Below are 16,159 nucleotides of genomic sequence, written 5' to 3'. Positions count from 1 at the left end.
TTATTTTTTACTCCTAAGCTTTTCCCTTAATTGACCATATTTTTCTTCAAAACCAGGCTCTTGTTTGTCTGAGAATACTCCAATGGGAATCTTGCCTGCTCTTTTTTCTTCAGGCAGCTCTTTATACTTTTCTACTTTAATAGTGTTTTTTCTATACCAGGAATACATTTCCACAACATTTTTAAATTTATTTTTACGCCCATATTGAGTAAAACAGGGAGTTAAGACCTCTACTACATTAAATCCTGGATTTTCAATAGCTTTAGTTAAAAGCTTATCCATCAACTGCGCATGTAAAGCCGTAGTTCTAGAAACAAAATTGGCTCCACAACCAAGGGCCAGGTTGACCACATCAAAGTCCCTTTCCAGATGACCATAGGGAGTGGTGGTGGAATAGGAATTTTCTGGTGTGGTGGAAGAGCTCTGTCCACCAGTCATGCCATAAATGTTGTTATTTAAAACCAAAGCAGTCACCCCAATATTTCTCCTGGCAGCGTGGATAAAGTGATTACCGCCAATGGACAGGGCATCTCCGTCTCCCATTACCACTATGACTTTTAGCTTAGGGTTGGCCAGCTTAACCCCAGTAGCAAAAGTTAAAGCCCGACCGTGGGTGGTGTGAATGGTGTTAAAGTCCACATACACAGCCATTCTGCCTGAACAGCCAATACCAGCAATTAACACCACCTCATCTTTGCTCAACCCCAGATTGTGCACGCTTCTAATAATAGAGCCAAGCACAATACCATGCCCACAACCAGGACAATAAACATGAGGAAACTTTTTAGAATGTCGTAAATATTCATGAATAAGTTTTGTGGTTTCAACCATAAGCCTAATCCTTATAAATTTTTTTCAAGATTTCTCCAGGAGTAATTATCTGTCCGTCTACTCTATTGATAGTTACCACCCTGGAAAGGCCATTATTTACCCTTTTTACTTCTCTGGAAATCTGTCCCATGTTCATTTCCGGGACTATTACCTTTTTACACTGTCTAGCCAGCTTTTCTACATAGGTCCTGGGAAAAGGAAAAAGGGTCTTTAGGACAAGTAGTCCTGCCTTACAACCACTCTCTCTGGCCTGGGTAATGGCTAGCTTGGCAGACCTGGCCACACAACCATAGGCCACCACTACCACCTCTGCATCCTCTGTTTCCACTTCTTCTACCAACTGGATGTCATAGAAAAACTGGTCTATTTTTCTAAACAACCTATGCATAAGGGCACTTATTTCATTAGCTTTACTCGTAGGGTAGCCATGCTCATCATGGGTAAGACCAGTTACATGATAACGATACCCAGAGCCCAAAGGTGGCATGGGAGGAACTCCCCGCATGGTCTCTTCATAAGGCACATACCACTCTGGTGGCATGGTGGGAATGGTGCGATTAATAATGGTAAGTTCTTCAGGTCTGGGAAGCACGATCTTTTCTCTGGTGTGTGCTGTGACTTCGTCTAAAAGCAAAATAACAGGAGTCCTGTATTTTTCAGCAAAATTAAAAGCTGCAATGGTCATGTGTAGACACTCTTGCACATCACTGGCCGAAAGGACAATAATGGGATGGTCTCCATGCGTACCCCACCTGGCCTGCTGCACATCTCCCTGGGCAGGATTGGTGGGTAAGCCGGTAGAAGGGCCTCCCCGCATAACATTGACAATAACCAAAGGCACTTCAGCCATACAGGCATAGCCAATATGTTCTTGCATCAAAGAAAATCCAGGTCCAGAAGTGGCAGTCATAGCCTTTCTGCCAGCCAGAGAAGCGCCTATCACTGCTCCTAAACTGGCAATTTCATCTTCCATTTGCACAAAAACTCCCTCTTCCAGTTGAGGAAGTTTTGCAGCCATACCTTCAGCTATTTCGGTAGAAGGAGTAATGGGATAGCCTGCAAAAAAACTACATCCAGCTAAAAGGGCTCCTTCCACCACAGCCTCATTGCCCAAAGCAAAAAGTTCTTTTCTCTTAGGTTTTCTAGCCATAACTTAATTTTTTCCCTCGTTTTTATGCTCAGAATTATTTTTATTATCCTTTTTATCCTTAGCAACCACAGAAATGGCAAAGTCCGGGCAGTGTAATTCACAAAATCCACAGCCTATACACTCTTCCATCCTGGCCACATAGGCCTTGCCATGTTCATCAAATTCCAACACCTTGCCCGGGCAAAAATTTACACAAATACCACAGCCTTTACACCAGGCAGGATAAACAGTAACAATGGTTTCACCTTTCTTTTTAGCCATTTTACCCCCAAAAATAAGATAAAACTTGCGCTTTTATACTTCCTTGTTTAAATCCCAAGGAACAAGAGTGGTTAATTTCTTAGTCCAAATAAATAAGATAGGCAACAGTGAAAGAGAAAAAAAAATACCTGACAGACCTAAAAGAACAGGAAAAAGTAGAGGACATCTTCCTGGTCTTATCAGCCCAAAAACTCATGGCCAAAAATGGTCCTTACTGGCAACTTGTACTCCAGGACAAAAGCGGGCAAATGCAAGCCAGAATCTGGAGTCCTTTGAGCTTGCAACTGGAAGAAATTGCCCCTGAAAGTTTTTTTTGGATTAGAGGAACAGTGCAAGCCTTTGGACAGGAGCTACAGTTAAAAATAGAAGAATTAACTCCTTTAAGTCAGGAAGAAATAGACTTAAGCCAATTTTTGCCAGCTACTGAAAAGCCGCCAGAAGAAATTTTTCAGGAACTAAAGGAATTACTCTGGGCTAATATCCACTATCCCCTCTGGAAAAATCTCTTAACTTCTGTTTTTAAAAACCAGGAATTAAAAAAGGCCTTTTTACAGGCCCCTGGAGGCAAATCCATCCACCATGCCTACCTGGGAGGACTGGTGGAGCATACTTTAGCTGTGTGTAAAATCTGTTTGCAGTTAAGTGCTCTCTACCCTTTTATAGACAGGGACATTTTACTTACTGCTGCTTGTTTACACGACCTGGGCAAGGCCTTTGAACTGGAATCCAGTTTTAGTCGCAATTACACAGATGAAGGAAAACTTTTGGGACATATATTTTTAGGTCTGGAAAAGCTCCAGCCCTTTTTAACTCCTCTGGAAGAAAAAGAACCTGAGTTAATCCTGCACTTAAAGCACCTCATCCTTTCTCATCATGGGGAACTGGAATTTGGCTCACCCAAAAGGCCCAAAACGCCTGAGGCTATCTTGCTCCACTTTGCAGACAATCTGGACGCTAAACTCAATCTCCTGCAACAGAGCTTAAATATCGAACCAGACTCAGAAACAGAACCCTTTTGGTCTGAGTATAACCGAGTACTCTCCAGACCACTTTTCTGGCCCAAAAGAACCCCTAGGCCTAAGGATAATTCTGAAGAAACTTCCCAAGCCAAACTTGCGAGGATAAACCAATGTTTATTACCTTTGAAGGAATAGAAGGCTGTGGAAAAACCACTCAAGCCAAAAAACTAAAACACTACCTAGAAGAACAAAATAAGGAAGTAGTTTTAACCCGTGAACCAGGTGGAAGCAAACTGGGAATAGAGCTTAGAAAGATCCTGCTCTCCCTGGAAAATCAAGGTATAAGCAAGGAATGTGAGCTTTTTTTATACCTGGCCGACCGGGTAGAACATGTACAACAGGTAATAAAACCAGCCCTGGCCCAAGGCAAAGTGGTGATTTCTGACCGCTATGTGGACTCCACCCTGGTCTATCAGGGCTATGGAAGGGGTATTGAACTGGACTTGCTCTACCAATTAAATGCCCTGGCTACCAACAACTTGGAGCCCAATATTACTATACTTTTGGACCTGCCAGTAGAGACTGGTCTAAAAAGAGCTCTAGAGCGCAATTTAGAGAATAAACAATCCAGACAGGAAGGAAGGTTTGAAGCAGAAAGTTTGGATTTTCACCAGAAAATAAGAGAAGGTTATCTTACCCTGGCTTCCTTACATCCTGAACGCTTTATTGTCCTGGATGGCTCTCCTGCTCCAGAAAAGGTTTTTGCCCAGTTACTGGAAAAGATAAAAAACAAACTAAAATTCTAGGTTTAAAAAGGAAACTTCCCATGCAACCCATTCGTTCTAAAGAAGAATTCCTGGTTTTTGGTTCTCCTCTCATTGAAGAAGAAGAAATTCAAGAAGTGGTACACAGTTTAAAAACCTGCTGGTTAGGTACAGGTCCCAAGGTAGCTAGATTTGAGGAAGACTTTAAACAATACAAAAATATTCCCTATGCCATAGCTGTTAATTCCTGCACTGCTGCCCTGCACTTAAGCCTTATTGCAGCAGACATTGGTCCTGGAGATGAAGTAATCACCACTCCTCTTACCTTCTGTGCCACTGTAAATGCCATTATTCATGCTGGAGCCACTCCTGTTTTAGTGGATGTGGAAGAGGATACCTTTAATATCAATCCTGAACTCATTGAAAAAAAAATAACGCCCAGGACCAAGGCTATCTTGCCCGTACACTTTGCAGGCAGGCCCTGTGAAATGGACCCCATTTTAGAAATAGCTCAAAAATATGGACTCAAAATCATTGAAGACTGTGCCCATGCTATAGAGGCCAAGTATAAGGATAAACCCTGCGGAACCTTTGGAGATTTTGGCTGTTTTAGCTTTTATGTTACCAAAAACATTATTACTGGTGAGGGAGGTATGGTTATTACTCCTCACCAGGAACTGGCTAAACGCATAAAAATTTTAGCCCTGCACGGAATGAGTGCTGATGCCTGGCGCAGGTTTTCAGATGAGGGATATAAGCACTATTTAGTGATTGAGGCTGGCTTTAAATACAATATGATGGACTTACAAGCTGCAATTGGCATTCATCAATTAAAAAGAGTGGAAAAGTATTGGGAAAAAAGAAAAGAGGTCTGGGAAAAATACCTGGAAGCCTTTCAGAACCTGCCTTTAACCTTACCTGCTCCTTTTCCCTCTTATCTGAAACCCTCTTATCATCTCTTTACTATTTTGGTGGACGAACAAAAGACCCATATTTCTAGAGATGCCTTTTTAGAACAGATGACCTTTCACAATATAGGGGTTGGAGTACACTATTTAAGCCTGCCAGAACATCCTTACTATCAAAAGACCTTTGGCTGGAGGCCAGAAGACTATCCTGTGGCAGCTAAAATAGGCAGGCAAACCCTAAGCCTTCCCCTTTCCGCCAAACTCACTGCAAGGGATATTGAAGATGTCATTTTAGCTGTAAAGACCATCTTGGAGCAAGCCAAGTGTCAGTAAAAGCAACTGGACTGGTCCTTACCTTTAATGGTGAAAAATACCTGGAAAAGTGTTTGCAAAGTTTGAGTTTTTGCCAAGAAATCCTGGTGGTGGACTCAGAAAGCACTGACGCTACCAGAGAAATTGCCCAAAGCTTAGGAGCCAGAGTTTTAGTCAATCCCTGGCCAGGACCGGGCAAACAGTTTGAATATGCCTTTAAACACATTAAAACCCAGTGGGTAGTCTCCCTGGACCAGGATGAAATACTTTCCCCGGAATTACAAAAAGAAATCATAACACACCTGCAAAATCCCCGGGACTATGTGGGCTTTTACTGCCCCAGAAGGTCCTTTTACTTTGACAGGTTTTTAAAGCATTCTGGCTGGTATCCAGACTATCTGCTCAGGGTCTTTTCTTTACCTCAGACTAAACTTCATATTTCTGAGCCTCACTATGGCTTTAAGCCCCAGGGTAAAACCAAAAAACTAAAAGGAGACATTATCCACTTTCCTTACGCCAATTTGAGCGAACATCTAAACAAAATAAACTACTATACCCAGGAAGCAGCTAAGGATTTAGCCAGTAAAGGTGTTTCCAGTGGGCTCTTCAAGGCCCTGGGCCATGGGCTGACTCGCTTTTTAAAAATCTATCTTTTCAAACAGGGCTTTCGTGACGGTCAGGCTGGATTTATTTTGGCTCTAAACTCTTTTTTCTATGGTTTTCTTAAATATATCAAAATATTAGAGATAAAAGAAAAAAAATCTCAAAAAAATGTTGACAACTCGCAAGCTAATATATAAAAAGCTGTCTCCTACGGAGGGCGGGTAGCTCAGTTGGGAGAGCATCGGCCTTACAAGCCGGGGGTCACAGGTTCGAGCCCTGTTCCGCCCACCACTTTGACAAGGGGTCGTAGTTAAGATGGTAATAACGCCGGCCTGTCACGCCGGAGGCCGCGGGTTCAAGTCCCGTCGACCCCGCCATCAAGAAAAAAAGCCACTATCCAAGGATAGTGGCTTTTTGTTTTTTTCTTTTATTTCAATAGTTTAGCTTCTATATTTCAGGTTTCTCATCTACCATAAACAAACCTTAATCTATCTTACCTAGACTTTCTCTTTTACTTATCCCAAGAGTTCTAAACTCCCAGTCAAAAAGCTTTCTAGCACCTCCCTGTATTTTTCTTTTACACTTGTAAAATTTTTTTACACCTCCATTCAAAATAAAGCTAATAAAATCAATAAGTTAAGCAGGCACAGTTATTGATAACCAAAAGATAAAACCAATCAAACAAGGAGCAAAAAACTGTGAAAACCACTCAATCCACTGGCTATCATTCAGAGCACTATTATAAAAAATTAACCAGACAAGTGTGGATTTTGATTGTACTTGTTTCGCTCATTCCTCTTTTACTGGTCAATGGTTTTATTGCTCTTAAATTTAACACTTCCTATAAGGAAAAAACTTTAGAAAATATCAAACTAATATTTTTAAAACATAAAATCTACATTGAAAATTTTTTAAATGAAAAAATATCTAATATTTTGCTTATATCTGACATTTATAGTTTTGAAGAATTAAAAAGTGAAGATACCCTAAAAAAAATATTTGACAATTTAAAAAGTAATTATGGAAATGTATTTGTAGACATAGGAGTTATAGACAATGAAGGAAATCAAATTTCCTATGTAGGACCTTTTAAACTTAAAGGAATAAATTATAAAAAAGAAAAATGGTATAACGAGGCTAAAAACAACATATTTTATATAAGCGATGTATTCTTAGGATTTAGAAAACTACCCCATTTTATAATATCTGTAAAAAAAACAGCTAATCAAAAAACTTATTTAATCAGAGCAACTATAGATTTTTTCTATTTCAATAAAATAGTAGAAAATATAAAAATAGGACATTCTGGTGTAGCCTATATTGTAAATGAAGACGGCAAACTACAGACCAGTGAAAATCCTATTTTAGAGTCTCAATCTAACATAATAAAAGATATTTTACAAAAAAATGATAGTAGGCAAGGTATAAACTATTTTGAAAAGAAAAATGAACTACAAGAGTTAAATATCTATCTAATATCAAAGTTAGAAAATAAAAATTGGTATTTAATTTTCCAACAACCTAAAAAACTAGCTTTTGGAGATTTATATTTTACTCAAAAAATTGGAATAATTTCTCTAGTTTTAAGTACTATATTTATAGTAGCTCTATCTTATCTAATAACCAGAAATTTAGTCAGACATATAAAAAAGATAGATAAAGAAAAAGAAATTATGAATGAACAAATAATAGAAGCTGGCAAACTAGCTTCTTTAGGTGAGTTAGCTGCAGGTATTGCCCATGAAATCAATAACCCTGTGGCAATCATGGTGGAAGAAGCAGGATGGCTGGAAGATATTCTGGAAGAAAGCATTCAAGATAGGGGAAAAATAGAAGAATTTTCTCGCTCTTTACGACAGATAAAAACCCAGGGCAAAAGATGTAAGGAAATAACCCACAAACTCCTAAGTTTTGCCAGGCGCATTGACAGTCGAGTATCCAAAATCCAAATCAATGAAGTTATAAATGAAGTTATCTCTCTTTCTGCCAGAAGGGCCAAGTTTAGTAATATAAAAATTAAATCTATCTTAAGTCCTGGATTGCCAGAAATATATGCTTCTCCTTCAGAGCTACAGCAAGTCTTCCTCAACTTAATCAATAATTCCATTGATGCTATTGATGAAAAAAAAGGTGGACTTATTACCATTTCTACCAAAAGAGCAAAAAATCAAATAATCTGTGAAATAACAGATACAGGATGTGGTATTCCCAAAGCCAATTTATCCAGAATTTTTGACCCATTCTTTACCACTAAGCCAGTGGGTAAAGGAACAGGTCTGGGACTTTCTATCTGCTACGGAATAATCAAAAAGATGGGAGGAGATATTAAAGTAGAAAGTGAAATTGGTAAAGGAACAACCTTTACTATCTATTTACCAATAAATAAACAAGGAGGAGAAAATGAAAGTTAATTTATTATTAGTAGATGATGAAAAAGATTTTGTGGAAACTTTAAGCAAAAGATTAAGAAAAAAAGGCATTGAAAACTTATATGCTGTTTACTCTGGAGAAGAGTGTATGGATTTTTTGAATCAAAACAAAAATATCGATGTAGTCATCCTGGATGTTAAAATGCCTGGTATGGATGGTATAGAAACTTTAAGAGAAATAAAAATCAAATACCCTTTAATTGAAGTTATTATGCTTACAGGACATGGTACAGTGGAGTCAGCCATTGAAGGCATGAAATTGGGAGCTTTTGATTATCTTATGAAACCCTGTGAGTTAGAAGAGCTCTTGGATAAAATCGAACAAGCCAAGAATAAGAAAGAAGAACACGAACAAAAAATTTTAGAAGCTCAGATGAAAGAAAAAACTTCACATTTATCTTGGGATTAAAAAATGAAAGCCAAAATCTTATTAGTAGATGATGAAAAGGCCTTTGTGGAAATTTTAACCAAAAGGCTTACCAAAAGAGGATTTAGTGTAAGCAGAGCTTACAGTGGAGAGGAAGCTATTCGTCTGCTTAGAAAAGAAGATTTTGATTTAGTAATTTTGGACCTCAAAATGGAAGATATGGATGGCTTAGAAGTTTTGAACATTATAAAAAAAATGGTGCCCAACCTTTCTGTGGTCATGCTGTCAGGTCATGGTTCTGAAGATGCTGCCAGAAAAGGTCTGGATTTGGGTGCCTGTGATTACCTTTTAAAACCCTGTGAACTGGAAGAACTACTTGAGTGTATAGAAAAAAATATACCTAAAAAAGGAGGAAAGGATGCGTAAACTTTATAACCTATTACTAATGGCTTCCACTTATCAAGCTAGGTGGGAACTAAGAATGGCTAAAAACATCCTGTCTAGCAAAAAACGGCTCTTCATTTTAGGACTACTTTTAATTCCCATTATTATTGGTGGAATTGCCTTTGCAGATGACTTACCTTTAATTTTGGGTGGTAAAAAAGCCTATGCTCCTGCTTTTTATTCTTTGAATATCTTCTTGGTCTCCATAGCCATAGGCCTTTGTGCAGGTCTAATTACTGGTTGTATTGGCGCTGGTGGAGGTTTTGTTATCACCCCGGCCCTTATGAGTGCTGGCATAAAGGGAATTCTGGCAGTAGGGACAGACTTATTTCACATCTTTGCTAAAGCCATTATGGGCACTGTAGTCCACAAAAAACTAGGAAATGTTTCTGTCAAACTAGCCATTGCCTTTTTGGTTGGTTCCTTTGGCGGAGTAATTGTGGGTGGAGTCTTAAATCGGGTTATTTACGAGTTTAGTCCTGTTATGAGTGATGCTTTTATCAGCCTTATCTATGTATTTTTACTGGGATTTCTAGGTATTTATGCCCTAATGGATTTTATGAAAAGTAAAAAGGCTCCGGTAGAAGTTTCTAGTTCTTCTAGTGAGCAAGAAGGGAAAGAAGGTCTTCCCCATAAACTGCAAAAATTTAACTTACCACCCATGATTACCTTTGACGAAGATTTAGTGCCTGGAGGCAAGAAAATATCCTTTTGGTTTGTAGCTATCTGCGGTGCTATTGTAGGTTTTGTCGCTGCTATTATGGGTGTAGGTGGTGGCTTTTTAACCTTTCCCATGTTTGTCTATGTACTTGGCGTCTCTTCTTTCACCACAGTGGGTACAGATATCTTACAAATAATCTTTACAGCTGGTTTTGCTTCCATTTCCCAATACGCCATTTACGGTTATATCTTCTATACCTTGGCCATGGGTATGCTTTTGGGCTCTTTATTGGGAATTCAAATTGGAGCCCTTACCACCAAAGTAGTAAAAGGTATTTATATCAGAGGCTTTTATGCCACTGCTATCTTAGCTGGTTTTGCCAACCGCCTAATGGCTCTACCTGGAAAGTTAGGCGACATGAAGGTTATCAGTATAAATCCTCAAACAGCTAAACTTCTGGCAGAAATAGGAAATTATCTCTTTTTTGTTATTATAGGTATCTTTGCCTTTTGGGTTATAGGTAAGTTTGTAGGCAATTTAAATCAGTTAAGAGAGGAGGCTTAAGATGCTAATTAAAGATAAAAAGCACTTCTGGCTAGGTTTAATTACGCTAGTCGCCTTTTTTATAGTTCTTTATGTCATGTTTTTACCAAAATTTGGAGGTAAAAACGCCCTGGACAAGGCAGATGACTTATTCAATTCTCTGGCTAAAGGTTCTTCTTACTATTTCGACGATTTAAAGAAGAAAAATATTACTTTAAATTTTAATACAAACTATCAATTTACTTTGAATCTAGAAGAAAACATCATTAATGATACTACTAAAATACTATCTTTTCATACAGAAAACATCCGTCAAAATGGAAATGAGCTTACTTTTAGTGTAAATCTCTATAAATTTTTAGATAGAATAATTGAGGAAGGAAAACTTCTTTACAACAACGAAACCACCAGCTTAGAACAAACCTATGGGGTTCCAGCCAAAAAGCTTTTCTTTGTTTACTGGTCCTTACTCAAAGGTATAAATACTGAGCTAAAACTGGACAAAAAGGTTAAAGAAGCAGACTTGGTAGACTCAGTGCAAAAAAGAGGAGTGGAATTGGCCTACAACTTTTTGGGAATTGTTCCTGAAAAAGTGGCTAACAAAGCAGGTATACTTACCTTTGCTCTTGTCTTTTATGTGATTTATACCTTATGGTTTGGATTAGGAATATTCTATCTCTTTGAAGGATTTGGTTTAGTAATGAAAAAAGGTGCAAAAGTAGAACATTAACCTCTTCTCTTCCCACTCTCTTTGGCTTGGGGTAAAGAAAGTCTCTTTGCCCCAAGCCAACTTTTTACTTGAGAAGGAAATGAAACATGAATGAATTAAAATTTATTCTTTTAGGCATCCTGGTGGGAATTGCTGCCAGTTTTACCGGGCTTGGGGGTGGTTTTTTAATGGTGCCTTTGCTAATTTACCTGGGCTATCAAGCCCAACAAGCTGTGGGGACTTCTTTTTTAGCCATTTTGGTTATTTCCATCTCTGCCTTACTAGCTCACCAAAAATTAAGTAATGTAAATTACAAACTGGGCTTCCTGCTGGGCATAGGCGGCATAATTGGAGCTCAAGTGGGGGCAAGGCTTCTGGAAAACGTGGATACGCAAATGTTTAAAAAAATATTTGCCTTTGTCCTGTTAGGACTCGCAATTTATTTATTTTTTAAAAAGTAAAACACTAACATATGTTAAAATTTATTAAAAATTTATTTTTTAAAGAAAAAAAAGAAAAAGTTGTAGATGAAAACTTTGCTTACCAAAACTACAAAATATTCAAATCCATTCTAACTTATAACAATCAGGCTCTCCAAATAATGTCCGAACTAGAGAGAGCTTTATCTGAAAACATTCCTATAAGCCTAAATTATATTCGTTCTCGCTGCATATCTTTAGTAACTACAATATATAAAATGATAGAAAGTTTAAATATTCTTTCTAATAACAAATATAAAGATTTATACATCTATTTTGAAGAAATAGTTAGAAATATTGAAACTCATATTTCCTTTGATGAGCATCCAGCAAAAGGTGAACAAATAATTTTTTTGGAAGATATAGATATAGATTTACAAGACAAAGTAGGTTCAAAGGTAGCTAATCTTGGAGAACTGTATAAAAAACTTAACATAAAAGTACCTTACGGTTTTGCCATTACTAAATATGCTTATCAGCTCTTTATGGAGCAAGCTAGTCTAAAGGATAGAATAAGGATTTTATTAACAGAAATAGACCCCAATGACCTGGAGTCTATTTTTCACCAGGCAAGCAAAATAAAAGAGCTAATTATATCTACTTCCTTGCCTTCTGAACTGGAGCAAAATATTTTAACTGCTTTTGAGACCATGCAACAAAAACTAAATAAAAAAGATTTAAAGGTCTCTGTAAGAAGCAGTGCCCTGGGAGAAGATTTAGCTCATCTTTCCTTTGCTGGACAATACACCAGCAAGTTAAATGTATCTAAGGAAGAAATCATTCAGGCCTATAAGGAAGTAGTTGCCAGTAAGTACAACCCTCACGCCATTATTTATAGACTGAAGATGGGATTAAAAGATGAAGATGTAATGATGTGTGTTGGAGTTTTGGAAATGATTGCCGGAGAGGTCTCTGGAGTTGTTTACTCTGCTAATCCCATCAATTTAAGCGATGAAATCATTATAAGCAGTTGCTATGGCTTGGCCAAGGCAATTGTAGAAGGAATAATTGAAAACGATGTTTTTAAAGTAAAAAAAGATAAAGAACGCTTTGTAATTATAGAAAAAAAATTGGCAGTAAAACAAGGGGTTATTTTTTAAAGGAAAGGGGAATTGAAAAAAGTAAAATTTCCCCTTCTCTACAAAACCAGCCTTCTCTTTCTGCTCAACAAGTTATTTTCTTAGCTCAAGAATCCAAAAAAATAGAAAGTTATTACCACTACCCTCAAGACATTGAGTGGACGCTTTCCCAAAATCAACTTTATATTTTACAAAGCCGTCCCCTTTCTACCAGCAATACTTCCTTTACTGAAGAAGAGTTGGAAAAAATTAAAACCAGCAAGTTACAGGTGCTTTTGGAAGGAGGAGAAGTGGCCAGCCCAGGAGTAGCCATGGGCAAAGTTTACAAAGCCCAAAAAGATGCAGATCTTTGGACCTTTCCTCCCCAGGCCATTTTAGTGGTCAAAGAAGCCTCTCCCAAGTGGGCTTTGGTTTTACCTCAAGCAGCTGGGCTTATTGCTGAATTTGGAAGTGTCAATGGACACTTGGCCAATGTGGCCAGAGAGTTTAATCTTCCTGCCCTAGTAGGAGTTAAAAAAGCCTTTTCATCTCTGGAAAGTGGACAGGAAATAACCTTAATAGCCCAGCTCAAAAGTATTCTGGCTGGAATAAACCCAGAAATTGCCCAAAAATACCAATGGAAGCCGCCTCAAGTTAATTTGGAAGGCCCTGTTTTTAAAACTCTAAAAAAAATCAATACCTTTATAACTCCTCTAAATTTACTTTCTCCCCAAAAAAGCAACTTTAAACCTTCTGGTTGCAAGACCTTGCATGATCTTACTCGTTTTATTCATGAAAAGGCCGTGCAAGAAATGTTTTCCACTTCCCAGGCCAAAGACTTTACTGGCACTCTGGCCAAACAATTAAAGACCAGTGTGCCCATGCAGTGGTGGGTTTTAAATCTGGGAGATGGATTTAAAAAACCTGTAAAAGGAAAATATGTGACTCTGGACAACATCAGATCTATCCCCATGCTGGCCATATGGCATGGCATTACAGCCATTCCTTGGGAAGGCCCCCCTGTACCTGATGGCAAGGGATTGGCTAGCCTTATTTTTCAATCTACCCTTAACCCTGATTTAGAACCCCTGGTTGCTTCCAGTTATTCTCAAAAAAATTACTTTATGATTAGTAAAGATTTCTGTCATTTACAGTCTAGATTTGGTTTTCACTTCACAGGCATAGAAACTTTGGCTGGAGAAAGGACTAAAGATAATTTTATTCGTTTCCAATTTAAAGGAGGAGCTACTGACCTAGAACGCAGGAAAAAAAGGGCTATCTTTATTGGAAAAATATTAAAGGAATATAACTTTGAGGTAGAAATTATAGAAGATAAATTAGATGCAAGATTAGATAGGTATGAAGTAAAGCCTATAGTAAAAAGATTAAAAATCTTAGGTTATCTTATAATCCATACCAGACAATTAGATATAATTATGAACAACTCAAAACAGGTAGATTACTATAGAAAAAAAATAAAAAAGGACATTTCTCTGATCTTAAAAAACTAAAATGAAAAACTTCAATTGGTAGTCTTATTCTTTTCCAAAAAAGAATGTAATTGTTCTAAATTTTCCAATTTATTTAAAATGGTGGGTCTGGTAATCCCCAAACACCTAGCTACCTGTGACTTATTGCCTTGAAACTTTTCCAAGCAGTATTTAAGCACAGATACTTGAAAACAATCAGTCAAAACCTGCCACTTATTTACTATTTCTGGATTTTCTAAAATAGCTAAGGCCCAAGCTGGAAGCTCTTCTGGCTTGGCTAAGCAAGATGGTCTCTCGGTGAAAAGAACCTTCTCTACTTCTTCTCTTCCTATTACTCTAGAACTGCTCTGGATAAGAAGTTTAGTAACGGTATTTCTAAGCTCTCGCACATTTCCTGGCCAACTATAATTTTCTAAAACATCCAAAGCCTCTTTGCTTAAAGAAGGTTTTTCTATCTTTAGTTCTTCACTACATTTCTGGAGATAATGACCAAGTAAAAGGGGAATATCCCCTTTGCGCTCTCTTAGAGGAGGTAGATAAAGAGTTAAGACCTGCAAGCGATAATAGAGATCTTCCCTAAAATCTCCTGTTTTCACCCTTTCTTGTAGGTCCCTGTTTGTAGCAGCTATTATCCGCACATCTACAGAAAAGGTAGTACTAGAGCCCAACCGTTCTATACTTTTGGCTTCCAATAAACGTAAAAGTTTACTTTGAATGGCAAGGGGCATATCTCCTATTTCATCTAAAAACAAAGTACCTCCTTGAGCTAACTCTACCTTGCCTTTCTTTACTTTATTAGCTCCAGTAAAAGCTCCTTTTTCATAGCCAAAAAGTTCACTTTCTAAAAGGGTCTCTGGTATAGCTACACAATTGACAACAACAAAAGGTTTGCTTGCTCTCTCACTATATTGATGGATAGCTTTAGCTACCAACTCCTTACCTGTTCCTGTCTCTCCTAAAATAAGCACATTGGCCTGGGTAGAAGAAATCTTACCAATGCTTTTATAGACCTCTTGCATGGCCCTAGATTTGCCAATTAGGATTTCTCCCTTAGACACAGGAAGAGAATCAACTGTATTTATTTTTTCTTTAGCAGCAATATTTTTTAACGCTCTTTTAATTAAAAACAAAAACTCATCTACTTCAAAAGGTTTTAATACATAATCTAAAGCCCCTATTTTCATAGCCTCAATGGCAGTATGACTGGTGCCATAGGCAGTCATAATAATAACAGGCAGCTCAGGATAAAGTCTTTTAAGTGTCTTAAGACAACTTAGACCATCCATTTTCGGTAATTTGTAATCCAAAACCACCAAATCCACTTCTGTATTAGCCAAATAATCAAGAGCTTCTTCTGCACTACCCAAACTCTCTACCTCATATCCTTCCAAAGATAACAGGCGGGAAAAACTTTTTCTAAGTTGCTTATCATCATCAACAATAAGAATCTTGGAACTCATGACAATAATATCCTAAGCTGGTAAAATTATGGTAAAAATTGTTCCCACACCCACTGTGCTCTTTACAGTCAACCAACCTCCATGCTCCTCTATTATTCGCTTACTTATACTAAGACCTAATCCTGTACCCTGGTCTTTGGTAGTAAAAAAAGGTTCAAAAATTTTATTTAACAAGTTTATAGGTATACCAGGTCCATTATCTTGAATTTCAATCTTTACCACTTTGCCTACCGGTTCAATAACTCCCTTTTCTACTATAACCTCTATATTTCCACCTTTTTCTTCTAAAGCTTCACAACAGTTATTTAAAATATTAGTTAAACACTCCTGTATTTGTTCCTTATCTAGGTTGAGCAAAGGTAAATTTTCTTCAATGTCTACATTTACCTTTATTTGATACAAATTAAAACGATAAGAAAGAGTCTTTATTGCAGAGGAAACAACTTCTTCAATCTTAAGAGGCTCTAATCTTGGCTTGGGTCTTCTAGAGAATTCTAGAAAATTACTTACTATGTTGTCTATATGTCTTATCTCTTCCGTAATAACTTCAAAATCTTCTTCTTGCTCTTTTTCTAAAGTCAAAGATTTTTTCAAAGCAAATATTCTCATCTTTACTGAAGTTAAAGGAGTCCTAATAGAGTGGGCAATACCTGCAGCTAATTTACCCAATAAAACCAAATTCTTGGTCTCTTGTAGTTGTTCCTTACTTTCTTCCAACTTACTGCGAGCAA

Annotated in this window: 16 protein-coding genes, 2 tRNA genes and 1 pseudogene; 14 read left to right on the top strand and 5 right to left on the bottom strand. The window is 37.6% G+C overall.

All coding sequences use genetic code 11. The annotated features are described in order from the left end of the window. From ACTCIM_RS07375 to ACTCIM_RS07365, 3 genes are read right to left on the bottom strand one after another with little or no spacing between them, the layout of a single operon-like run. A complete protein-coding gene (locus ACTCIM_RS07375; RefSeq protein WP_029965645.1) occupies positions 1–831 on the bottom strand; it encodes a thiamine pyrophosphate-dependent enzyme in 831 nt (276 codons plus the stop codon). Positions 832–835: 4 nt separating this feature from the next. After that, complete coding sequence (locus tag ACTCIM_RS07370) at positions 836–1,981, bottom strand: 2-oxoacid:acceptor oxidoreductase subunit alpha (protein WP_472314779.1); 1,146 nt, start codon at positions 1,979–1,981, stop codon at positions 836–838. A 3-nt stretch (positions 1,982–1,984) separates the two neighbouring features. Continuing rightward, positions 1,985–2,242 carry a 4Fe-4S dicluster domain-containing protein gene (locus ACTCIM_RS07365; RefSeq protein ID WP_472314776.1) on the bottom strand — a complete coding sequence of 86 codons (258 nt, stop codon included), beginning with the start codon at positions 2,240–2,242 and terminating at the stop codon, positions 1,985–1,987. Between the two features lie 107 nt (positions 2,243–2,349). Between ACTCIM_RS07365 and ACTCIM_RS07360 the strand changes: the two genes are divergently transcribed. From ACTCIM_RS07360 to ACTCIM_RS07295, 14 genes and pseudogenes are all read left to right on the top strand, one after another. Beyond that, a complete protein-coding gene (locus ACTCIM_RS07360) occupies positions 2,350–3,396 on the top strand; it encodes an HD domain-containing protein (protein ID WP_029965649.1) in 1,047 nt (348 codons plus the stop codon). Further along, complete coding sequence (tmk, locus tag ACTCIM_RS07355) at positions 3,372–4,007, top strand: dTMP kinase (protein WP_472314773.1); 636 nt, start codon at positions 3,372–3,374, stop codon at positions 4,005–4,007. The genes ACTCIM_RS07360 and tmk overlap by 25 nt, the downstream gene beginning before the upstream one ends. 20 nt (positions 4,008–4,027) lie before the next feature. Then, on the top strand, positions 4,028–5,206 hold the full coding sequence (locus ACTCIM_RS07350; protein WP_472314770.1) for a DegT/DnrJ/EryC1/StrS family aminotransferase: 1,179 nt from the start codon (positions 4,028–4,030) through the stop codon (positions 5,204–5,206). Then, the gene (locus ACTCIM_RS07345; RefSeq protein WP_472314767.1) at positions 5,197–5,985 is read left to right on the top strand and encodes a glycosyltransferase family 2 protein; all 789 of its coding nucleotides are present in this window, start codon (positions 5,197–5,199) and stop codon (positions 5,983–5,985) included. Before ACTCIM_RS07350 ends, ACTCIM_RS07345 begins: the two co-directional genes overlap by 10 nt. A gap of 18 nt (positions 5,986–6,003) precedes the next feature. After that, positions 6,004–6,079 (top strand) — tRNA-Val (locus tag ACTCIM_RS07340). A gap of 9 nt (positions 6,080–6,088) precedes the next feature. After that, positions 6,089–6,165 (top strand) — tRNA-Asp (locus tag ACTCIM_RS07335). A 321-nt stretch (positions 6,166–6,486) separates the two neighbouring features. Continuing rightward, a complete protein-coding gene (locus ACTCIM_RS07330) occupies positions 6,487–8,199 on the top strand; it encodes a sensor histidine kinase (RefSeq protein WP_472314764.1) in 1,713 nt (570 codons plus the stop codon). Then, entirely contained in the window at positions 8,189–8,626 is a 438-nt protein-coding gene (locus tag ACTCIM_RS07325; protein ID WP_029965654.1) for a response regulator, read from the top strand. Before ACTCIM_RS07330 ends, ACTCIM_RS07325 begins: the two co-directional genes overlap by 11 nt. Before the next feature lie 3 nt (positions 8,627–8,629). After that, a complete protein-coding gene (locus ACTCIM_RS07320) occupies positions 8,630–9,010 on the top strand; it encodes a response regulator (protein WP_472314762.1) in 381 nt (126 codons plus the stop codon). Further along, the gene (locus ACTCIM_RS07315) at positions 9,003–10,253 is read left to right on the top strand and encodes a sulfite exporter TauE/SafE family protein (RefSeq protein ID WP_029965656.1); all 1,251 of its coding nucleotides are present in this window, start codon (positions 9,003–9,005) and stop codon (positions 10,251–10,253) included. Before ACTCIM_RS07320 ends, ACTCIM_RS07315 begins: the two co-directional genes overlap by 8 nt. 1 nt (position 10,254) lies before the next feature. Beyond that, positions 10,255–10,962, top strand: coding sequence for a hypothetical protein (locus tag ACTCIM_RS07310; protein WP_472314760.1), 708 nt, complete (start codon positions 10,255–10,257; stop codon positions 10,960–10,962). Between the two features lie 86 nt (positions 10,963–11,048). Next, the gene (locus ACTCIM_RS07305; protein WP_029965658.1) at positions 11,049–11,402 is read left to right on the top strand and encodes a sulfite exporter TauE/SafE family protein; all 354 of its coding nucleotides are present in this window, start codon (positions 11,049–11,051) and stop codon (positions 11,400–11,402) included. 11 nt (positions 11,403–11,413) lie between these two features. Beyond that, positions 11,414–12,693: pseudogene (locus tag ACTCIM_RS07300) on the top strand (PEP/pyruvate-binding domain-containing protein); the annotation flags it as partial. A gap of 45 nt (positions 12,694–12,738) precedes the next feature. Continuing rightward, the gene (locus tag ACTCIM_RS07295; protein ID WP_472314848.1) at positions 12,739–13,989 is read left to right on the top strand and encodes a PEP-utilizing enzyme; all 1,251 of its coding nucleotides are present in this window, start codon (positions 12,739–12,741) and stop codon (positions 13,987–13,989) included. Between the two features lie 11 nt (positions 13,990–14,000). Here the strand turns inward: ACTCIM_RS07295 and ACTCIM_RS07290 are convergent, their stop codons facing one another. Both ACTCIM_RS07290 and ACTCIM_RS07285 read right to left on the bottom strand, forming a co-directional pair. Further along, positions 14,001–15,428, bottom strand: a complete 1,428-nt coding sequence (locus ACTCIM_RS07290; protein ID WP_472314757.1) for a sigma-54-dependent transcriptional regulator — start codon at positions 15,426–15,428, stop codon at positions 14,001–14,003. A 12-nt stretch (positions 15,429–15,440) separates the two neighbouring features. Further along, positions 15,441–16,159 (bottom strand): sensor histidine kinase (locus tag ACTCIM_RS07285; RefSeq protein ID WP_472314754.1); only part of this gene is annotated, 719 nt, incomplete at its 5' end.

It is taken from the genome of Desulfonauticus sp. (assembly GCF_055126295.1).
Note: the sequence above shows the minus strand (reverse complement) of the source record. Positions and strands in the feature narration are given on the sequence as shown.